Below are 20469 nucleotides of genomic sequence, written 5' to 3'. Positions count from 1 at the left end.
CTTATGGGGTTTCGATACGCCGCTGCAGCAGGTTGATCAGCAGCAACAGGATGAAGGACACCACCAGCATCAGCACGCCGATGGAGGTGGCCCCGGTGTAGTCGTACTGGTCGAGCTTGACCATGATCAGCAGCGGCAGGATCTCGGTCTTCATCGGCATGTTGCCGGCGATGAAGATCACCGAACCGTACTCGCCCACGCCCCGGGCGAAAGCCAGGGCGAAACCGGTCAGCCAGGCCGGCAGCAACGCCGGCACCAGGATGTGGCGGAACACCTGCCAGGGCTTGGCGCCGAGGCAGGCGGCGGCCTCTTCCACTTCGCGGGGGATGTCCGCCAACACCGGTTGTACGGTACGCACCACGAACGGCAGGGTGACGAAAGTCAGCGCCAGGGTGATGCCCAAGGGCGTGTAGGCGATCTTGAAGCCCAGGTCGGTGGCAAACTGGCCCACCAGCCCGGTGGGCGCGTACAGCGCGGTCAGGGCAATGCCCGCCACCGCGGTGGGCAAAGCGAAGGGCAGGTCGATCATCGCATCGATGATCCGCCGCCCGGGGAAGTTGTAGCGCACCAGGACCCAGGCCAGCAGCGTGCCGATCAGGCCATTGATGACTGCCGCGTACAAGGCGGTGCCGAAGCTGAGCTTGAGGGCGGCGAGCACCCGGGGCGCCGAGACGATGGCCCAGAACTGGTCCCAGGTGAGTTGTGCGGCATGGACGAACATCGCCGCCAGGGGGATGAGCACAATCAGGCTGAGGTACACCAAGGTGTAGCCCAGCGTCAGCCCGAAGCCGGGTATGACGGGGGAGATACGACGCGACATAAGAGTCCTTGGTTGAACGCAGGTGAAACGCACGAAGCCCCGAAGTGATTCCGGGGCTCCAGGCGAGGGCGGTTAGAGTGGCTCCTCCTGTTACTGGGCCTGGTAGATCTGGTCGAACACGCCACCGTCATTGAAGAATTTCGGTTGGGCAGTTTTCCAGCCGCCGAAGTCCTTGTCGATAGTCACCAGCTCCAGTTTCGGGAACTGCTGGGCGTATTTGGCCGCCACGTCCTTGTCCCGTGGACGATAGAAGTTCTTCGCCGCGATCTCCTGGCCGGCCGGGCTGTACAGGTGCTTGAGGTAGGCTTCGGCGATCGCCGTGTTGCCCTTCTTCTCGGCGTTCTTGTCCACCACCGCCACCGGCGGTTCGGCGAGGATCGACAGCGACGGCACGACGATGTCGAACTTGTCGGCGCCACCTTCTTCCTTGAGCGCCAGGAAGGCTTCGTTTTCCCAGGCCAGCAGCACGTCGCCCTGGCCGTTGTTGACGAAGGTGATGGTCGAGCCACGGGCGCCGGTGTCCAGCACCGGTACGTGCTTGAACAGCTCTTGCACGTACTCCTTGGCCTTGGCTTCGCTACCCCCGGCCTTCAGGCCGTAGGCCCAGGCGGCCAGGAAGTTCCAGCGGGCGCCGCCGGAGGTCTTCGGGTTGGGGGTGATCACCGAGACGTCCTTCTTGATCAGGTCGCCCCAGTCCTTGATGCCCTTGGGGTTGCCCTTGCGTACCAGGAACACGATGGTCGAGGTGTAGGGCGTGCTGGCGTCGGGCAGGCGCTTCTGCCAGTCGGCCGGCAGGGTCTTGCCGAGCTTGGCGACTTCGTCGATGTCGCCGGCCAGGGCCAGGGTCACCACGTCGGCGCGCAGGCCGTCGATCACCGCACGGGCCTGCTTGCCCGAACCACCGTGGGATTGCTGGATCTTCACGTTGTCGCCGGGGTGCTCCTTCTTCCAGAAGCTTGCGAACTCGGCGTTGTAGTCCTGGTACAGCTCGCGGGTCGGGTCGTAGGACACGTTGAGCAGCTCATAGTCCTTGGCTACGGCGGAACCGGCAAAAACGGCGCTGGCGAGGGCGGCCAGGGCATAACGGCGAATCGACGACATGGTAGAGCTCCCGAAATTTTCTAATGTGCTGGCATTTTTCTTATGGCGAATCAGGCTCGCATTCGCGGGCGAACGCTGGGGGACGAACTGGGGGTCATGGGTGACGCCCTCCGGTTGACCAGTCGGGCCTCTCGCTCGCGAGAGGGTGATATGCGATTCAGCTGGGCTTGTTGCCGGGTTGCTGCAGGCGGAATTTTTCCTTGCGCTCGATCTGCACGACCTGGGCGTTGTGCACGGTGATTTCCACCGCACCGAAGCGCAGGTCCCGCAGTGCACTTTGAATTTCACGCAAGATGGTTGCTTCGTCCTGTCCGTCGACGCTACGTAGAGATGCGCTCATGGTGTTGCTCCTGAGTGGGATGTGCCGTGCAGTGGCGGCACTGCGGGTGGCGTGGAGCAATAGTAGATAGGCAGGGATATTCTTAAAAATACTATTTAAGAATGTTTATATAACCAGTGGAAATTATTCGGCGGGGCGCGCAGTTACGGGCCCCCTGAGTCCGTGCCCACCCTCTTGCGGCCGCTACGCGAAGCGCCTAGAGCCGCTGTCGAACGCAGCGAGGCCGCGACCGGGGCGCAGCACCCGCAACCTGCATCAGGCAGGTCAGAGGATCTGCGGGGCGTTGTCCCAGTCCAGCAAGGAGGCCGGCATCGGCCGGCCGAACCAGTAGCCCTGGCCCAGATCGCAGCCCTGGTCGAGGAGGAACCGCGCCTGCTCCATCTGCTCGATGCCTTCGGCATGGACCTGCATGCCCATGCTCTGGGCCAGCGCCACGATGACCCGGGAAATCGCCGCATCGTCCTCATCCCAGGGCAAACCGGCGACGAAACCCTGGTCGATCTTGAGCTTCTGCACCGGCAGGCGCTTGAGCCGCAGTAGCGACGAATAGCCGGTGCCGAAGTCGTCGATGGCCAGGCGGATGCCCAGCTCGCGCAGGCGATGCATCTGTTCCAGGGCCACTTCCGGGTCATCCATCAGCGCGCTTTCGGTGACCTCCAGCTCCAGGTAGGCCGGATCCAGCCCGGTGTCGTGCAGTACCTGGGCCACCTGCTGGTACAGCTCGCTACGGGCGAACAGGCGGGTCGAGACATTCACCGCGATGAACGACAGCACCACGCCCTCGGCCTGCCACTGGCACATCTGCCGGCATGCCTCGCCCATGACCCAGGCATCGATCTCGGCAATCATCCCGGTGCGTTCGGCGATGGGGATGAACTCCGCCGGCGGCACCAGGCCCCGGTGCGGGTGCTGCCAGCGCACCAGGGCCTCGACGCCCACCAGGCGACTGCTGGCCAGGTCGTGCACGGGTTGGTAGTAGACCCGCAGCTCCTGGCGGTCCAGGGCGCGGCGCAACTCGAAGGCGGTCTCCACCCGCTGCTGGGCATGGGCGGTGAGCTCCTCGGTGTACAACGCATAACCATTGCGCCCGGCGCTCTTGGCCTTGAACAGCGCGGCATCGGCGTTGCGCAGCAACTGGCTGGCGCTGCGGGCATCGCTGGGAAACAGGCTGATGCCGATGCTGGCGTTGATCAGCACCTGGTGACCGTCCAGCTGGAACGGCTCCTTGAGACCATCGAGGATGCGCTGGGCCAGGGCGGCCGCCTGCACCAGCTGCGGGCAACTTTCGGCCAGCACGGCGAACTCGTCGCCGCCCAGGCGCGCCAGGGTCACGCCCGGGCCGAACATCTCCCGCAGGCGTTGGGCAAAAGCCTTGAGCAACTGGTCGCCGACGTTATGCCCGAGGCTGTCGTTGACCATCTTGAAGTGGTCCAGGTCGATCATCAGCATGGCGCAGCCGCGCTTGTGGATCTGCGCCGAAGCCAGGGCCTGCTCGGCACGGTCGGTGAGCAGCAGGCGGTTGGGCAGGTCGGTCAGCGGATCGTGGTGGGCCAGGTGCGCCAGCTCGTGCTCGGAATCCTTGATCGCGCTGATGTCGGAGAATACCGCCACATAGTGGGTGAGCTCGCCCTGCTCGTCGCGGATCGCACGGATGGTCTGCCACTGTGGATAGATTTCCCCGCTCTTGCGCCGGTTCCAGATTTCGCCGCTCCACTCGCCGGTCTGGCGCAACGCGCCGAACATCGCCTTGTAGAAGTCCACCGAATGATGGCCGGACTTGAACATGCTCGGCTGGCGCCCCAGCACCTCCTCGCGCTGGTAGCCGGTGATCTCCATGAAGGCGCGGTTGACGTGGACGATCTGCCCCTGGGTGTCGCTCACCAGTACCCCCTCGCGGGTACAGTCGAACACCGCCGCGGCCTGGCGCAGGCGCTCGCGGTCCTTCTGCTGGTGGCGCAACCAGCGATCGGCGCCCAGCACCCGCAGCAAGCGGGCACGGGCAAAGAAGATCAGCACCGCGCTGACCAGGGCCCAGGCATAGCAGCTGGCTTGCTGCCACAGGACCTGGTCGATCGATCCATCGAAGAAACTGCTCAATAAATAGCCACTGAGCTGCAGCCAGGCCATGGACAGCAGCAGGTAGAGCAGCGCAGCACGCAAGCCATTGCGATAAGAAACCGACATAAGCCCGTCTATTTCCACACGAAAAGTTTGGGATTATAGAGGAAGAAACATCCCGCCACTCTTATCTGAAAGGGCGACTGGTTTTCTCACCGGGCTTAGTGATAATGCCTGGGCTGTTTTTTCTCTATCGAGGGCCTTATCGCCTATGTGGTATGAAGGTTTACTTGGCTTGTCCGCCTGGCAACTGGTGGCAGTCACCCTGTTGATGACCCACGTGACCATCGTTGCGGTCACGGTCTATCTGCACCGTTACTCCGCGCATCGCTCCCTGGAGCTCAATGCCGGGCTCAAGCATTTCTTCCGTTTCTGGCTGTGGCTGACCACGGCGCAGAACACCCGCGAGTGGACCGCGATCCATCGCAAGCACCACGCCAAATGCGAGACCGTCGACGACCCGCACAGCCCGGTGATCAAGGGTTTGTCCACGGTCATGCGCAAGGGCGCCGAGCTGTACCGCGAGGAAGCGCGCAACCCCGAGACCCTGCGCATCTACGGCAAGAACTGCCCGGAAGACTGGATCGAGCGCAACCTCTACAGCCGCTACAAACTCGGCGGCGTGGCGCTGATGGCGGTGATCGACCTGCTGCTGTTCGGCACCATCGGCATCACCATCTGGGCGGTGCAGATGATGTGGATCCCGTTCTGGGCCGCCGGCGTGATCAACGGCCTGGGCCATGCCGTGGGCTACCGCAACTTCGAATGCCGCGACGCGGCCACCAACCTGGTGCCCTGGGGCATCATCGTCGGCGGCGAAGAGCTGCATAACAACCACCATACCTACCCCAACTCGGCCAAGCTGTCGGTGAAGAGGTGGGAATTCGACATGGGCTGGGGCTGGATCAAGCTGTTCAGCCTGCTGGGCCTGGCCAAGGTCCAGCGAGTGGCGCCCATCGCCCATCGGGTCGAAGGCAAGGGCCACCTGGACATGGACACCGCCATGGCGATCCTCAACAACCGCTTCCAGATCATGGCCCAGTACCGCAAGCTGGTGATCGGCCCGCTGGTCAAGCAGGAACTGGCCAAGGTCGATCACTCGGTGCGCCATCAGTTCCACCGCGCCAAGCGCTTGCTGTCCCGGGAAACCAGCCTGCTGGAAGACCGCCACCACCTGCGTATCCAGAACATGCTGGAACACAGCCAGGCGTTGAAGGTGATCTACGAGAAGCGCCTGGCGCTGCAACAGATCTGGGTCAAGACCAGCTCCAACGGCCACGACATGCTGGCCGCCATCAAGGACTGGGTCCACGAGGCCGAGGCCAGCGGCATCCAGTCCCTGCGGGACTTCGCCAACCAGCTCAAGACCTACTCCCTGCGCCCCAGCGCCGCCTGACCCGCATCCCTCGCCACGCACGTGGCGAGGGAGCACACTCCCTCCGGCCTCACCCGCAACCCGCGCCTGCCGACCGTCCGGCGCGTCGCCGGGGCACACGGGAACTTAGCGTTCCATCCTCTATCTCAAGCAACACTTCGCCATCCAGGCGGGCTTGGTTGTAGCCGCTGTCGAACACCACGCGGCACGCCCTTCGAGAATTGTGCCGATGGTCAACAAGAATCCAGATATTCCATCTTCGCTTCCCCTGTGGCCCGAGGCCGCGCAAACCCTCATGGCCCTGATGCATGCCCAGGGCGAAGTCGCTCGCCTGACCGAACGCGAGCAGCTGTTCAACTCGCTGCTGGTCAGCGTCAACGCCGTGCTTTGGGCCTTCGACTGGGAAAGCCGCCAGGTGCTGTACGTCAGCCCGGCCTATGAACGCATTTTCGGCCGCCCCGCCGGCCTGCTGCTGGCGGACTACAACCAGTGGCGCGACAGCATCTACCCCGACGACCTGGAATACGCCGAGCGCAGCCTGGCCCAGGTCCTGGAGAAAGGCGCGGTGGAAGACCGCGAGTACCGCATCATCGACGCCACGGGCCAGGTGCGCTGGCTCAGCGACAAATGCTTCATCAACCGCAATGCCGAACCCGGGCAGCGCCTGATCGTGGTGGGGATCGCCGAGGACATCAGCGAAAAGAAGCAATTGGAGAACGAGCTGCAGCGCCTGGCCACCACCGACGCGCTGACCCAGAGCAGCAACCGCCGGCACTTCTTCGAGTGTGCCAATCGCGAATTCGAACAGGCCCGCCTGCAAGGCTCGCCCCTGTCCTTCCTGTTGCTGGACATCGATGATTTCAAGGTGATCAACGACACCTATGGCCACCCCGAGGGCGATATCGTCCTGCAACGCATCGCCGAGAGCGGACGCGCCGCCCTGCGCCGGGGCGACCTGTTCGGGCGTATCGGCGGCGAGGAGTTCGCCGCGCTGTTCCCCGGCTGCGCCGCCGACATGGCGCGCCAGGTGGCCGAACGCCTGCAACGAGAAATCCAGCGCCAGCACTTCAGCCACCAGGGCCAGGTCTTCAGCATCACGGTCAGCCAGGGCCTGACCAGCCTGCTGGCAGAAGACGAGAGCCTGGATAGCCTGTTCGCCCGGGCCGACGCAGCGATGTACGAGGCCAAGCGCCAGGGCAAGAACCGCATCGTCACCGGGTGATATGCGAACGCAGCGGTCACTCAACCCTTGCGCAGGCGACTCAGCTCCGGCAGGCCGATTTTCAGCAACCGCGCGGTCTTGCCCTGGGCCACTTCCTCGACGCCCTCGGTGGGCGTCAGGTGCGCCAGCTGGCCCGCCAGGTTCATCGCCAGGGCTTCGCGGGAGTAGACCCCACCCCCGAGCTGGTAGACCGCGGCGATCAGCTCGCGCAGCTCCAGGGGCATGCGCCAGCGGGTACGCAGGGCCGAGCCGTAGGCCGCGCCATAGCGCTCCAGGGCATCGCCGATCTCTTCCTGGTCGTCCAGCTCGCCGCCGGCCTGCTTCCACTCTTGCAGGCAACGCAGCAGCGCCAGGTCGCCCAGGCGGTGCAGCAAGCCGGCGCAGTAGCAACGCTCCTGGTCCAGGTCCAGCAGGCGGGCCAGGGTCCGGCCGTACTCGGCGGCGTGCAGCGATAGCCCCCAATAGCGCTCGGCATAGTCGGCCAGGACCGGGTCGCTGAGGCGGGCGCTGCGCTTGAGGGTCAGGCCGAGGATCAGGTTCATGCTCTGCCCGGTACCGAGCCGGTGCAGGGCCTGGGACAGGGTCTGCACGCCGTCGCCATGGTGCTGGGCAGCACTATTGGCAGCGGCGATCAGCACGGCGGTGACTTGCGGGTCGGTGCGGATTTCGTCCTCCAGCAGCCGCAGGTCCAGCCCCTCGGGGTGCAGGCTGCGCTTGACCGCCAGTTGCACGTCGGTCAGCAGGGGCGCACCGTCGGCCAGTTCGCGGCGGTGTTCGAGAAAGCTGTACAAGGTCGTGCCGGGCGTCAGGCTCGGGATCTCGCAGGAGACCTCCTGGCCAGCGTCCAGCAGCAAGCCTTGCAGGCGCTGGGTCAGGCCTTCCATGTTCAGGGGCTTGGTCAGGTACGCGGTAGGGGCCAGGGGCAGGGCCTCGCGCACGCTGGCGCTGTCGCTGCGCACGCTGAGCAGGATGAACGGCTGCGGCGGATTGCGCTTGCGCTGGCGCATCGCACGCAGCAGCGAGAGGCCGTCGATGCCTGGCAGCTCCCAGTCGGCGATGACCAGGTCGTAGGGCTTGGCGTTGAGCAGGTCCATGGCTTCCTGGCCGTCGGCGCACAGATCCAGGCGAGCATCGCAACGCACGTTAAGCAGCACTTGCTCGAGCAGGTCGCGGGACCAGGGATCGGCCTCGGCGATCAGCACGCGAGGTACAGCGGGTAGATCAACAGCGGTCATGCGGCACGCTCCCTAGGCAATCCCTTGCACCTTAGTCAATGCGCAGGCTTCCATACAGCGCAAATCCGCCTATAGACCACCGTGGAATGAAAAAAACCCGCCGAAGCGGGTTTTTTATCGATCAGCCCAGGCGGGCATCAAAGCTCAGCGAAGCACTCTTCGATGATGGCCAGGCCCTTGTCCAGTTGCGCGTCCGGCGCGGTCAGCGGCACCAGCACCCGCAGGACGTTACCGTAGGTGCCGCAGGACAGCAGGATCAGGCCCTTGTCACGGGCCTTGGCCACAACCTGCGCCACGGCGGCGGCGTTCGGCTTGTGGCTGTCGCCGTTCTCGAACAGCTCGACCGCGATCATCGCGCCCAGGGCACGGACTTCACCGATCACTGCCGGGTGCTTGGCCTGGATAGCCTTGAGGCCGGTCACCAGGCGCTCGCCCACAGCCTTGCAGCGATCCAGCAGGTGCTCTTGTTCGAACACTTCCATCACGGCCAGGGCCGCGGCGCAGGCAATCGGGCTACCGGCGTAGGTGCCGCCCAGGCCACCTGGGGCGATGGCGTCCATGTACTCGGCCTTGCCGCATACGCCAGCCAGCGGGAAACCACCGGCGATGGACTTGGCGAAGGTGGTCAGGTCAGCGGCGACGCCCATCTGCTCCATGGCGAAGAAGGTGCCGGTACGGCCAGCGCCGGTCTGCACTTCGTCGGCGATCAACAGGATGCCGTGCTGGTCGCACAGGGCGCGCAGGCGCTTCATGAATTCCTTCGGCGCGACGTAGAAGCCGCCTTCGCCCTGCACTGGCTCGATGATGATCGCGGCAATGTCACGAGGCTCGGCGTCGTTCTTGAAGATGCGCTCGATGCTGGCGATGGAATCGTCGATGCTCACGCCGTGCAGTTCGTTGGGGTACAGCGCACGGAAGATGCCGCCTGGCATCAGGCCCATGCCGGCCGAGTACGGCACGACCTTGCCGGTCAGGCCCAGGGTCATCATGGTGCGGCCGTGGTAGGCGCCGGTGAAGGCAATCACGCCGGCGCGGCCAGTGCTGGCGCGGGCGATCTTCACGGCGTTCTCGACGGCTTCGGAGCCGGTGGTCACCAGCAGGGTTTTCTTGGCGAAATCGCCTGGCACCTTGGCGTTGATTTTCTCGCACAGCTCAACGTAGGGCTCGTAGGCCAGGACCTGGAAGCAGGTGTGGGTCAGCTTGTTCAGTTGCTCGGTCACCGCGGCGATGACTTTCGGGTGTACGTGACCGGTATTGAGCACGGCGATACCGCCGGCGAAATCGATGAACTCGCGGCCTTCGACGTCAGTGACGCTGGCGTTCTTCGCGCTGTCGGCGAAGATCGGGTGGATCTGGCCCACGCCACGCGGTACGGCGGCTTCACGGCGTTTCATCAGGGATGCGTTGGTCTTGCTCATAGTGTCCTCATTCACCGCGGCGGCCGCGGTGCGGTTCAAGGGTTGCGGGGCGGGGAGGCGACGGCGGCAGCATGCGATGATCGACTGCCGCCGTGGTCCCGGGCCACCTTGAATAGTGCGGTTTTAAAACTGCGCGCGGGAACAGCGCTCTCGTGTCCTGCGCGCTTGAAACCGGATCAGATACCCAGGCAGAGGTATTTGATTTCCAGATAATCCTCGATCCCGTACTTGGAACCTTCGCGACCCAGGCCCGAAGCCTTGATGCCGCCGAACGGCGCCACTTCGTTGGAGATCAGGCCGGTGTTGACCCCGACCATGCCGTATTCCAGGGCCTCGGCCACACGGAACACGCGACCCAGGTCGCGGGCATAGAAGTAGGAGGCCAGGCCGAATTCGGTGTCGTTGGACATGGCGATGACTTCGGCCTCGTCCTTGAAGCGGAACAGCGGCGCCAGCGGGCCGAAGGTTTCTTCCTTGGCCACGGCCGCGCCCTTGGGCACGTTGACCAGGATGGTCGGCTCGAAGAAGTTGCCTTCCATGGGCTTGCCGCCGGCCAGCAGGGTGGCGCCCTTGTCCAGGGCATCCTTGATGTGTTCCTGGACCTTGGCCACGGCTTTTTCATCGATCAGCGGGCCGGTGGTGGTGCCCTCTTCCAGGCCGTTGCCGATCTTCAGCTTGGCCACGGCGGCCTTGAGCTTCTCGGCGAAGGCGTCGTAGACCGAATCCTGGATGTACAGGCGGTTGGCGCAGACGCAGGTCTGGCCGTTGTTGCGGTACTTGGAAATGATCGCGCCCTCGACCGCCTTATCCAGGTCGGCGTCGTCGAACACGATGAACGGCGCGTTGCCGCCCAGTTCCAGGGACACCTTCTTGATGTCGTTGGCGCATTCGGCCATCAGTTGGCGACCGATCTCGGTGGAGCCGGTGAACGACAGCTTGCGCACGATCGGGTTGCTGGTCAGCTCGCCGCCGATGTCGCCGGCACTGCCGGTGACCACGCTCAGCACGCCTTTCGGGATGCCGGCACGGTGGGCCAGCTCGACCAGGGCCAGGGCCGAGAACGGAGTTTGCGACGCAGGCTTGATCACCATGGTGCAACCGGCGGCCAGGGCCGGGCCGGCTTTGCGGGTGATCATCGCCGCCGGGAAGTTCCACGGGGTAATGGCCGCGGTCACGCCGATCGGCTGCTTGATCACGATCAGGCGCTTGTCGGGCTGGTGGCCGGGGATCACATCGCCGTAGATGCGCTTGGCTTCTTCGGCGAACCATTCGATGAAGGACGCCGCGTAGACGATCTCGCCCTTGGCCTCGGCCAGTGGCTTGCCTTGTTCCAGGGTCATCAGGCGACCGAGGTCGTCCTGGTTCTCGATCAGCAGCTCATACCAGCGGCGCAGCTTGGTGGCGCGCTCCTTGGCGGTCAGGGCACGCCAGGCCGGCAGGGCCTTGTCGGCGGCCTCGATGGCGCGGCGGGTTTCGACGGCGCCCATCTTCGGCACGGTGCCGAGGATTTCACCGGTGGCTGGGTTGTTGACCTTGATCGTCTGGCCGCTGTCCGCATCCACCCAAGCACCATCGATATAGGCTTGTTGGCGGAACAACTGGGCGTCTTTGAGCTGCATGTCGGCTTCCTTAACAGCACCGCGCATACGCGGGGCAAATTGTGATTGTAAAAAAGGCGCCTTGTCGGCCATTGAGCGCGGCAGCGCATTCAACGATCCGAGGCAAAGCTGCCGTCAGGAAAATCGTTCACTGGGTCGAAGCATGAAAAATGTCGCACACAAGGATAGACGTGCGCTTGGTCACCCAGGCAAGAGCGTTTGAAATCTCAAACGAATCCTAGGAGCAAAGGGGGTAAAAGGACAATAGGCCGTTCGAAAAAAAGAACGTAAACGTCCCCAAGGCGAAAACTTTCGGATCAACGTCACGCCCTAAAGACAACGCCCCCGCTGCCGGAAGACAGCGGGGGCGCTGGCATGTTGCCAGGGGGACGATCAGCTGTTGAGCGACTTGAGCACGGTCAACAGGCTGGCGAGGTTGTCGACCACACCGCCCTGGGCGACTTTCTCGGCGGTTGCCGCACCGGCGGTGGTATCGACGGTGTAGATCTGCATCACGCCCTGGTTGGTCGCGGCCTGCGCCAGGGTGTTTTGCTGCTGCTGTGCCGAGACCGAGTTCTGGAACAGGATGGCCACGGACTGGCCCATGGACTGGTAGACAGTACCCATGGAAACAGCCGGGGCCTCGGCGACGACCTTGACGTTGCTCTGGGTCACGGCATCGGTGATTTGCGGACTAACTGTGCTCATAAAAACTCCATTTTTTCAGCAAGAAGAATCAATTCGGGGCTAAGCCGTCAGGCCCTCAAGACTGGAAGGACTTGAGCACCGTCAGCAGGCTGGTGAGATTGTCGGCAACCCCACCCTGGGCGACCTTCTCGGTAGCCGCGGCACCGGCGGTGGTGTCGACGCTGTAGATCTGCATCACGCCCTGGTTGGTCGCGGCCTGCGCCAGGGTGTTTTGCTGCTGCTGCGCCGAGACCGAGTTCTGGAACAGGATCGCGGTGGCCTGGGCCATGGATTGGTAGATGGTGCCCATCGCCATGGCCGGCGCTTCGGCGACGACTTTGACGTTGGTCTGGGTGACGGCATCGGTGATTTGTTCATTTACGAGTGGCATGGCTCAACTTCCTTTGTTTGGCACACGGAGCATTCCGTGTCATTGAGTGAACGTGGCACCCAGGGGACTGTGAACGGGGCCGGGTATCGGTGATCCGCCGTCAACGCCCCCCTGGCTTGCCGCCGGAGGCATTGAGCTGCTTGAGCGCTTGCTCGACCTGCCGCGAGAGCTCGGCCATCTGCTTCTCGATCACGCTCTTGACCTCAGCCTGCACCATGGCGCTGAGCATCGCCTTGAGCGCCGGATCGTCCGCTGGGCCTGCAGGCGCAGGTGGCGCCGCCTGGCCCTGGGCCGCGATGGCCGCGAGCAACTGCGAGAGCACCAACTCCCGGGCCTGGGGGTCGGCCCTGTCGTTGGCCCTGGGGCTGGTCACCTGCTCGAGAATGCTGCGGGTGCGCTGGCTGTCGGAGCGGATCAGCTCCATGGCCTGCTTGCGGGCCTGCTCGACGCTCTGCTGGGCGTTCTGGGAAAAGTCCAGAGGCTTGTCGCGGATGAACGCATCGAGCACCTGGCTTTCGACCTGGGTCAGCGGGCGATTCAGGTAGGCTTCGGCAAAACGCTGGATCGTTTCCAACGCATTTAGGTCTTCAATCGCCATCTCATGCTCCTTGTCGATGAATGGCGCTGAAGCCTTGGTAGTCGGCTTGATCGGGCTTCAGCGCCCGGGATGAAAAAAGAGCCCACGCGGGCCCCGAGTACAACCTCCCCGGACGCCTTGCACGCCCGGGGAGCGGTGTTCAGGATGCCGAACGGTTGGCCAGGGTGTCGGCGTACTTGGCGATGCTGGCGTCGATCTTGTCGATGGCCCCGGCCGCGGCATCGGCTTCCATGGCCCCGGCCGCAGCAGCCACTGCCGCCGCAGCCCCCACCATCAAGTCGGTGGCCAGCACGCCCAATGCATCCTCGGCGGCCCCCGTGACGTTTTCCTTGACGATGTTTTCGGTCATCTGCTTGATCAGCACCGCCTGGGCCGCCAGGGCCAGCTTGCTGACCCCATCGAAATAACCGGCGGCCGACTGCGCCACCAGGCCGGCCGCCTGGCTGATCATCATGTCCGGAGGCACGGCGATCTGCGCCGGGGCATAGCTGAAGGCCTGCGCATTGGTGAACTGCACCGCCTGCACGATCTGGCTGTTCAAGGCCGAGGTGTCGCCGGTGTCCGGGTTGTTGGCCTTCTTGAGCAACTGATCGTTCAACATCCCCATGATCGAGACTTTGTCGCCGCCCGTGGACGGCGGCACTTGCGGTGCCGGTTCAGGCGTAGGCACCGGGTCGGGCGCCTTTTCCGGGCCCGGCTCCAGCGTTATCACGGGCTCGGGTTTTGCACCGACTTCAACCGTGCGAGGGGTTTTCTTCTTGAACCAAGCCATGACGCTTCTCCCGGGCCATCAGCCCTACTCGCCGATCGCCATGATCAGGGCCACGGCCTTGGACACCACCGCATTGGAGATCTGGTTCAGCGCCTGCTGGCTGTTGACCGCGTTCTGCAACGACAAGCCCGCGGAATGGCTGGCCACCTGGTACAGCGAGGCAATGGACTGGGCGGGCGCCTCGGCCACCACCTTGACGTTGGTCTGGGTGACGGCATCGGTGATCTGCGAGTTGACCATTGGATCTGGCATACATCTCTCCTTAGATGGAATGGCCCACCGCAGGGGCGGCGGCGCCGGCTACAGCGTCGAAAACAGGCTCACTGAAAGAAAACGCTCCGGCGCGCCAGTTGTGAATCCTCGTCGAGCTTCAGCGCAGCTGCTCGCGCAGCAATTGCACATGCTTGCGGACCAGGGGCTGGTTGATACCCAGCTCGGCGGCGATGTGCGGGTAGGGCAGATCCTCGATGAACTTTAGTTCAAACAGCCTGCGCTTCTTGAGGGGCAACTGCGCCACACGTCGGCTGAGCTGGGCCAGGGTTTCTTGCAGTTCCACATGCTCGAGCACCGAGATCTGCGGGGCTTCCAGTTGCTGCAAGGGGTCTTGCTCGACATCGCCCAGGTCGACGAACAACCGCTGTTCCCGAGTCCGCCGCCGGCAGCTGTCGAGAAACACATGTTCCAGGACCAGGAACAGGAAACCCTGGGGGTCGCGGATCCGCTCCGGCGACCGGCGAAAGAACAGCAAGGCCTTGATCGCCGTGGCTGCCAGCCACTCCTGGGCACCATCGGCATTGCCTCGTGCCAACTGCCGGGCACGGCGCTGCAAACCGGGCAGCACCGCCCGCCAACTGGACTCGAACAGATGGTCCGCCAACGCCGCCGACAGCTCCCCTTGCATGGAACAGTTCATCCCCGCACCTCCCTGTGCCCCGTGATCGCACGGACATGGCTGCAGGGTGCGCCGGGGCAGAGGATCGGTTCAGCGGGAAAAACTACCGCTAGCCCCGGGGTTTCCGGGGATCGCGACCGGCAACCACACGCGCATGAAAACCAGCGTGGACGCCCCGGGTGGACATAGGTATGATGTCGCCCGCACTGCACTCGTAGCTCAGCTGGATAGAGTACTGCCCTCCGAAGGCAGGGGTCGTGGGTTCGAATCCCGCCGAGTGCGCCAGCTTCAACGAGAAAGCCCCAGGCCCATGGCCCGGGGCTTTTTTGTTGGCCCGGCCAAGACCGGACGACAACGGCCTGGCCACCCAGGCCTGCCCAGGCGGAGGGCAACTTGCTACATTCCTCGCCCCCAGGACAGGAGGTCCCGATGCTGCGCCACCCCTTGCTCGACCAACCGTACCAACCGACCTTGCAGCGCTGGATCGCCTGTTTCACCGGCTACCGCATGCCCGAGGCGCTGGATGCCGAGTTGAGCCGCTATGACCCCAATGACCCAGACGACCGTGAACAGCTGATTCGTCGCTATTGCCTGGCGCGGGACGATGTGCGCGAGAGCTTCCGCCATCGGCAGCAGCGGGTCCTGGCGCTGCAAGCGGCCGTGGCGGATGCGCACTACGACTTCGGGCAGGTCTGGGAGCCGCCCGAGGACGACTACGAGGACTCGCAGTGGCCCAGCGGCTGGCCGGAGCGAGTGATCGATAGCCGCGACTTTTTCCAACGCCTGCTGCGTGCTGCCCGCGAGCTGTGGCACGACGACCTGGTCCGTGCGGACCTGCCCTCGCTCAAGCAATGCCAGGAGATTGCCGAACGGGATCGCGGCAGCCGCGACTGGCTGTTCAGTGTCGATAACCCCGAGGCCTGGAAAGCGTTGTTCGGCCTCGCCGCCACGCCCTACGAGCTGCAGACGCCCGGCCCACAGTTCCATGGCGAACGACTGCGCCTGGCCCTGTCCGGGGAGTTGCCCCGCCTGCTCCTGCCCGCCAGCTGGAACAGCCCGCCAGGGCCGAGCCATTGCAGCTTGGTGCTGGAGATCCAGGGCATCAGCGAACTGGCCATGAGCGGCACACGCTTCGATGGGCCCATGCGTGCCCAGCTCACGCGCTTGAACCCCGGTTGCTACGTGCGCCTGGAGATCGGCTTCGACAGCGTGATCGAATGCGTGGCGCTATCTGTGAGCATTGCCCAGGTCAAGGGAACACAAGATGAAAAGCAACTTTGAAGAGGCGCTGGAGCGTGAGGAAGTACTGCTGTTCTTTCGTGGCCAGGGCCAGTACCTGACCCGGGACGGCGATTGGGACGAGCACCTGTACTGCATCAACTGGCCGGGAATCTTCAGCTACCTGCGCGACAACGCCGACGGCGCGCAGCAGTTCAGTGCCAGCTTCGAGCTGTATGCCTACAGCATCGAGCAAACCCTGGAAGACTGCTTCGGCCTGCGGGAAAACCTGTTCAGCTACTACTCGACCCGAGCCCGCCTGGCGCCTGGCAGCGCCGACCTGCTGGGGCAGCTGCCGCCGGCCTGCAAGCGGCGGATCGTCCAACGCCTGAGCTGGTATCGCTGGCAAGTGGAAAACCACCATCGGCTGCTGCCGGAGCGGGCCCGGCGCATGAGCGCGGATGGCGCCTGCGCCGAGTTCCTCGACCTGCCCGCCACGCCTTACGCTTGAAGATTCAGGCCGCCGGGCTCATTCAGCCTCGTCGGCCTTCGGCAGGTCTGCCTCGGCCTGCGGCGCCAGCGCTTCGGCATCGCCCTCTTCGGCCTGTTCAAGGTCGAAGTCCTTGCGACTCTCCTTGATGGCCTGACGGATCTGCGCGCCCTTGATCGGGCAGTTCAACATTGCCGCAATGCGGTCGATGCGAGGTGCCATGGACGGCCTCTCAAGTTCTGGAAACGGCCACGATAGTGCGCGTTTTCCGCCTTGAGGGCCAATCCTTGTGCCTCACCGCCGACGCAAGGCGTGCAAGCGGCCGTCCAGGTCCTCGTCCGGGTAGGCGGCATAGAGCTTGAGCAACAGCTCGGCCGCCTCTCGGTTATGGCCGCCGTCCCACAGGCGCAACACCTCCTTCAGGACCGGGTCCAGCCGCTCGATGGGGCTCGGGCCGAGCGTCGCGGCCATGCGCTTGGCCAGGTGCGATGCCTGGGCCTCGGTGGGGACGTCCGATTGCGCGAGCCGTTCCTCGAGCCGGTCCATGTGCGGTGCCATGGCGAAGCTGCTGGTGGGCGCCGCCGGGGCGGGAGCGCTCAGGGCACCGGATGCCTCGGCCGGTGCCGGTTCCGGGGCTGGTACCGGGGCCATCTCGGCCTGTTCCATGGTCCGGGGCCTGGCCTTGGCTGCCGCAGGCATCGGGGCTGGGGCTCGCGCCGGGGCGAAGACCTGGGTCGGGTACTGCTCCGGAGTGCGCTGCACCATACCGATGATCAAGGCCACGCCGAACAAGCTGGCAAAGGCCACCTGGTAACGCGGGCGCTGGCAGGCCTGCAGCCAGCGCTGCCACCACCCGGGACGGGGAGCGGGAGCCTCGCGGCGGGCAGCAGCCAGGATCAGGGCGTCGAGATGGGCCGGCGGTTCCATGGCGCTGTGCTCGCGCACATGGGCCAGCATCTGCTCCTCGGCGGATGGAGTCTGTCGGGCGTCAGTCATGTGAGTACCTCCTCGGCCAGGAGCCGACGCAGTTTTTTCAGCGCATAACGGAAACGGCTCTTCACCGTCTCCAAGGGTGCCTGGGTCAGGCTGGCGATCTGCGGCAATTCCAGCTCGCCGTGGGCCCGCAGCAGGAATACCTCGCGCTGGTCTTCGGGCAAATCCTGCAGGGCAGCATCGATGCGCTGCCGGTCGCGGCACAAGCTCAATTGCTGCTCGGGCCCTGGGGTTTCGTCAGCCTCGGCATGCAGTTGTTCGTCATAGCTGTCGTGCAGTGGATTGCGCACACCGTGCTTGCGCCAGTGGTCGATCAACCGATTGCGGGCAATCTGGTACAGCCAGGTGCGGAAGCTGGCTCGGCCCGATGGCCCGCTGGTGCTGCGGATCAGGCTGAGCCAGGTTTCCTGGTAGACCTCTTCGGCCAGCTCCGCCTTGCCGGACAAACCGAGCAGGAAGCGGTACAGGCCCTGGCGATGGCGCTGGTACAGCAGTTCGAAGGCCGCACCTTCGCCAGAGCGATAACGCGCCAGCAGCGCTTCGTCGCTGCTGGCGTCGGGGGACGGGTGGGGAGCAGACATAGGGCGCTGGAACTCCTGTTCACTGCTCGTCATGGCTCTACTCAAGGCGGCTTTGCACGGCATGCTGGCCCAGCGCATCGGCCGCCCGATCTTTGGGGGCTTGAGTTTGCAGGCTTTGCGCCAGCTCCACCAGCTGTACGAACTCACCACGCAACCCGTAGGGGTCATCGCCCTTGGCGCCCCGGGCCAATTTGGCGGTGTCGGCCAGGCTGAAATCCGCGGTATAGCGACCGTCCTTGAGCTGCTGGGAGAACGCCGCCACGGCGGCGGCAAACCGCAGGTCGGGGCTGGCCTTGGCCAACTCCGTCGGCTGCTGGGTGCTGATCGGCCGCTCGATCAACCGGCTGCTACCCCCTTCCGGCGCCTTGTAGCGCACCCGCAGCATGGCCAGCTCATCGGCCTTGCCACTGGCGGCGGAAGTCTTGGCCTGGCCGTAACGCAGCGGCTCCAGCCAGCCCTTCTCGCCCACCGGGACAACTTCATACAACGCCGTGACGGTATGCCCCGAGCCGATTTCCCCGGCATCGACCTTGTCGTTGCTGAAGTCTTCGCGCTTGAGCGCCCGGTTCTCATAGCCCAGCAGGCGATATTCGCTGACCTGGGCCGGGTTGAATTCCACTTGCAGCTTCACGTCCTTGGCCACTACCGCCAGGGTCGAGCTGAGCTGGTCCACCAGCACCTTGCGCGCCTCTCGCAGATTGTCGATATAGGCGTAGTTGCCATCGCCGGCGTCGGCCAGCTGCTCCATCAGGTGCTCGTTGTAGTTATCCACGCCAAAACCCAGGGTGGTGAGGGACACGCCGCTCTTGCGCTTCTCGACCGCCATGGCCTTGAGGCTGTCGAAGTCGCTGACCCCGACGTTGAAGTCGCCGTCGGTGGCCAGCAGGATGCGGTTGATGCCCTTGTCGATGAAGCCCTGCTGGGCCATCTGGTAGGCCATCTCGATACCCGAGGCACCAGCGGTGGAACCTCCGGCGGTGAGCTGGTCGATGGCGTTGCGGATCTTGGCCTTGTCGCGACCTGAGGTGGGCTCGAGTACCACCCGCGATTCACCGGCATAGACCACCAGCGATACCCGATCCTGGTCGCGCAGTTGGTCCACCAGCAGCTTGAGGGTGCTCTTGACCAGGGGCAGGCCTTCGCGACGGTCCATGGAGCCGGAGACATCCACCAGGAACACCAGGTTGGCCGGGGCCAACTGCGCCACTGCGCGATCCGAAGCCTTGATGCCGATGCGCAGCAAACGGGTATGGGGGTTCCACGGCGTGGGCGCCAGCTCGGTGGTCACGCCGAAGGGCGAGCCATCGCTGGGCAAGGCGTAGTCGTAGGGGAAGTAGTTGACCATTTCCTCCAGGCGCACCGCGCCTTCGGGCGGCAGGCTGCCCTGGTTGAGCAAGCGGCGGACATTGGCATAGGCGCCGGTGTCCACGTCGACGCTGAAGGTCGATACCGGGGCCTCGGCCACGCTGTGGATCGGGTTGTCCGGCAGGGCCTGGTACTGCTCGCGCGGCTCGTCCCGGTAGGCCTGGAATGACTCGCGGTACTCCGCCGGCGCCGGCATGGGCGCGATCATCGATACCGGGCGCAAGCCGCGCTTGGCCAGCGACCTATCGGCACGCGGCATCTCGTACTGGGCCTCAGGCGCCGCCTGCAGGGTGCCCTGGGCCGCAGCCTCCGCAGCGGCATCAGGCTTGGACGACACGCCGCAACCGGCAATCGCCAGCAGCAGGCCAGCGATGGCGAAACCCTGGGTGGCCGGGCGAAGGAAATGCAGAGGAAGGAACATGGGGGCTGACCTCGGGGAAGAAATGATCCATTCCCCCCTTCAGACGAAGCGCCTTGGCGATTCGGGTTAAGCCCCCGGAAAAAAATTCGTCAGCGCGAGTAGCGGCGCACCACGCTGCTATTGCGCAGTACATGGCCGTTGATCTTCTCCAGCAGCTGGGCACGGGTCAGCCCGGCAGGCAAGGCCTCGGGCGAAATGTCCAGGGCGAAGATCTGGATGATGTAGTGATGGGCGCTGTCGCCCACCGGCGGGCACGGCCCCATGTAGGTGGTGCTGTTGCGGCTGTTGATACCCGCCAGGCCTTCCAGGTTCGGCTTGGTGCCGGCGCCGGCCGGGAGCTGCCGGGTGCTGGCCTTGAGGCCGTAGTGCACCCAGTGATCGACACCCTGGCCCTTGGCGCCATCCGGGTCATGCATGACGATGGCGTAGCTCAAGGTCCCGGCGGGGCCTGCGGTCCAGCTCAGCGCCGGGGAGTTGTTATGCCCGCCACAGCCCTTGGCATCACTGGCATTGCCGGTGGTGAACAGCCGGTCATCCGACACCCCGGGCACATTCAGGGTGAAACGCTCCTGGGCCTGCACGGGAAGTTGCAGGCACAACAGCACGGCACCAGCGGCCAGCCAAGTATTGCGGGAGGCAAAGCGAGACATACGAAAGCACCTTTTTGCGGATGGAAACGGGGTGAGCACCAGACTATAGCCGGCTTGAATGAATGCGCCCCTTCACGCAAGGCGCGGTGGGAGATTGAGCTTGAGCGCAGGGGTGGTTGTAAATTAAAAAAAGTGGAATTTTCCAGCCACGACCACTCAGAACACTGAGTTCAAGCCAGCAATC

22 protein-coding genes and 1 tRNA gene are annotated in these 20469 nt (G+C 64.5%); 5 read left to right on the top strand and 18 right to left on the bottom strand.

Annotation, left to right across the window (positions count from 1 at the left end; translation table 11 throughout):
* Position 1 precedes the first annotated feature (1 nt).
* From cysT to dibA, 4 genes are all read right to left on the bottom strand, one after another.
* Positions 2 to 820, bottom strand: a complete 819-nt coding sequence (cysT, locus tag AC3WK8_RS11890; RefSeq protein ID WP_085598085.1) for a sulfate ABC transporter permease subunit CysT — start codon at positions 818 to 820, stop codon at positions 2 to 4.
* 90 nt (positions 821 to 910) lie between these two features.
* A complete protein-coding gene (locus tag AC3WK8_RS11885) occupies positions 911 to 1921 on the bottom strand; it encodes a sulfate ABC transporter substrate-binding protein (protein ID WP_103324791.1) in 1011 nt (336 codons plus the stop codon).
* A 157-nt stretch (positions 1922 to 2078) separates the two neighbouring features.
* Entirely contained in the window at positions 2079 to 2261 is a 183-nt protein-coding gene (gene oscA, locus AC3WK8_RS11880) for a sulfur starvation response protein OscA (RefSeq protein ID WP_022643503.1), read from the bottom strand.
* 264 nt (positions 2262 to 2525) lie between these two features.
* On the bottom strand, positions 2526 to 4445 hold the full coding sequence (dibA, locus tag AC3WK8_RS11875; protein ID WP_022643502.1) for a phosphodiesterase DibA: 1920 nt from the start codon (positions 4443 to 4445) through the stop codon (positions 2526 to 2528).
* Between the two features lie 145 nt (positions 4446 to 4590).
* On the opposite strand from dibA, the gene desA reads away from it, so the two are divergent.
* Both desA and AC3WK8_RS11865 read left to right on the top strand, forming a co-directional pair.
* Entirely contained in the window at positions 4591 to 5775 is a 1185-nt protein-coding gene (desA, locus tag AC3WK8_RS11870) for a delta-9 fatty acid desaturase DesA (RefSeq protein WP_085598084.1), read from the top strand.
* Between the two features lie 208 nt (positions 5776 to 5983).
* Positions 5984 to 6976, top strand: a complete 993-nt coding sequence (locus AC3WK8_RS11865; protein ID WP_053132811.1) for a GGDEF domain-containing protein — start codon at positions 5984 to 5986, stop codon at positions 6974 to 6976.
* Positions 6977 to 6996: 20 nt separating this feature from the next.
* Here AC3WK8_RS11865 and AC3WK8_RS11860 read toward each other — a convergent pair whose 3' ends face one another.
* From AC3WK8_RS11860 to AC3WK8_RS11820, 9 genes are all read right to left on the bottom strand, one after another.
* Positions 6997 to 8211: a response regulator gene (locus AC3WK8_RS11860; protein WP_085598083.1), complete on the bottom strand. Its 1215-nt coding sequence runs from the start codon at positions 8209 to 8211 to the stop codon at positions 6997 to 6999.
* A gap of 137 nt (positions 8212 to 8348) precedes the next feature.
* Positions 8349 to 9629 (bottom strand): 4-aminobutyrate--2-oxoglutarate transaminase, encoded by a 1281-nt coding sequence (gabT, locus tag AC3WK8_RS11855; RefSeq protein ID WP_085598082.1) that lies wholly within the window; start codon positions 9627 to 9629, stop codon positions 8349 to 8351.
* 176 nt (positions 9630 to 9805) lie between these two features.
* Positions 9806 to 11248, bottom strand: a complete 1443-nt coding sequence (gabD, locus tag AC3WK8_RS11850; RefSeq protein WP_085598081.1) for an NADP-dependent succinate-semialdehyde dehydrogenase — start codon at positions 11246 to 11248, stop codon at positions 9806 to 9808.
* Between the two features lie 372 nt (positions 11249 to 11620).
* Entirely contained in the window at positions 11621 to 11935 is a 315-nt protein-coding gene (locus tag AC3WK8_RS11845) for a RebB family R body protein (RefSeq protein ID WP_085598080.1), read from the bottom strand.
* Positions 11936 to 11990: 55 nt separating this feature from the next.
* Entirely contained in the window at positions 11991 to 12305 is a 315-nt protein-coding gene (locus tag AC3WK8_RS11840) for a RebB family R body protein (protein WP_022643485.1), read from the bottom strand.
* Between the two features lie 100 nt (positions 12306 to 12405).
* Positions 12406 to 12903 (bottom strand): hypothetical protein, encoded by a 498-nt coding sequence (locus AC3WK8_RS11835; protein ID WP_085598079.1) that lies wholly within the window; start codon positions 12901 to 12903, stop codon positions 12406 to 12408.
* A gap of 139 nt (positions 12904 to 13042) precedes the next feature.
* Positions 13043 to 13675 carry a hypothetical protein gene (locus AC3WK8_RS11830; RefSeq protein WP_085598078.1) on the bottom strand — a complete coding sequence of 211 codons (633 nt, stop codon included), beginning with the start codon at positions 13673 to 13675 and terminating at the stop codon, positions 13043 to 13045.
* A 24-nt stretch (positions 13676 to 13699) separates the two neighbouring features.
* Entirely contained in the window at positions 13700 to 13927 is a 228-nt protein-coding gene (locus AC3WK8_RS11825) for a RebB family R body protein (RefSeq protein ID WP_031321382.1), read from the bottom strand.
* A gap of 118 nt (positions 13928 to 14045) precedes the next feature.
* Entirely contained in the window at positions 14046 to 14588 is a 543-nt protein-coding gene (locus tag AC3WK8_RS11820; protein ID WP_256578696.1) for an RNA polymerase sigma factor, read from the bottom strand.
* A 187-nt stretch (positions 14589 to 14775) separates the two neighbouring features.
* On the opposite strand from AC3WK8_RS11820, the gene AC3WK8_RS11815 reads away from it, so the two are divergent.
* The 3 genes from AC3WK8_RS11815 (at position 14776) to AC3WK8_RS11805 (ending at position 16296) form a co-directional block, all read left to right on the top strand.
* Positions 14776 to 14852 (top strand) — tRNA-Arg (locus tag AC3WK8_RS11815).
* 144 nt (positions 14853 to 14996) lie between these two features.
* Positions 14997 to 15848 carry a hypothetical protein gene (locus AC3WK8_RS11810; RefSeq protein WP_085598077.1) on the top strand — a complete coding sequence of 284 codons (852 nt, stop codon included), beginning with the start codon at positions 14997 to 14999 and terminating at the stop codon, positions 15846 to 15848.
* Positions 15832 to 16296 carry a hypothetical protein gene (locus AC3WK8_RS11805; RefSeq protein WP_103324793.1) on the top strand — a complete coding sequence of 155 codons (465 nt, stop codon included), beginning with the start codon at positions 15832 to 15834 and terminating at the stop codon, positions 16294 to 16296. The genes AC3WK8_RS11810 and AC3WK8_RS11805 overlap by 17 nt, the downstream gene beginning before the upstream one ends.
* Before the next feature lie 18 nt (positions 16297 to 16314).
* Here the strand turns inward: AC3WK8_RS11805 and AC3WK8_RS11800 are convergent, their stop codons facing one another.
* The 5 genes from AC3WK8_RS11800 to AC3WK8_RS11780 all read right to left on the bottom strand — a co-directional run bounded on the left by AC3WK8_RS11800 (position 16315) and on the right by AC3WK8_RS11780 (position 20285).
* On the bottom strand, positions 16315 to 16497 hold the full coding sequence (locus AC3WK8_RS11800; RefSeq protein WP_103324794.1) for a hypothetical protein: 183 nt from the start codon (positions 16495 to 16497) through the stop codon (positions 16315 to 16317).
* A gap of 72 nt (positions 16498 to 16569) precedes the next feature.
* Positions 16570 to 17271: a hypothetical protein gene (locus AC3WK8_RS11795; RefSeq protein WP_085598074.1), complete on the bottom strand. Its 702-nt coding sequence runs from the start codon at positions 17269 to 17271 to the stop codon at positions 16570 to 16572.
* Complete coding sequence (locus tag AC3WK8_RS11790; protein WP_103324795.1) at positions 17268 to 17849, bottom strand: RNA polymerase sigma factor; 582 nt, start codon at positions 17847 to 17849, stop codon at positions 17268 to 17270. Before AC3WK8_RS11790 ends, AC3WK8_RS11795 begins: the two co-directional genes overlap by 4 nt.
* A 37-nt stretch (positions 17850 to 17886) precedes the next feature.
* The gene (locus AC3WK8_RS11785; protein WP_103324796.1) at positions 17887 to 19635 is read right to left on the bottom strand and encodes a vWA domain-containing protein; all 1749 of its coding nucleotides are present in this window, start codon (positions 19633 to 19635) and stop codon (positions 17887 to 17889) included.
* 89 nt (positions 19636 to 19724) lie between these two features.
* Positions 19725 to 20285, bottom strand: a complete 561-nt coding sequence (locus AC3WK8_RS11780) for a YbhB/YbcL family Raf kinase inhibitor-like protein (protein WP_053132885.1) — start codon at positions 20283 to 20285, stop codon at positions 19725 to 19727.
* Between the last annotated feature and the right edge of the window lie 184 nt (positions 20286 to 20469).

This window comes from Pseudomonas sp. FW507-12TSA, from assembly GCF_058781435.1.
The sequence above is the reverse complement of the archived record's forward strand: the minus strand, read 5'-3'. Positions and strand labels throughout refer to the sequence as shown.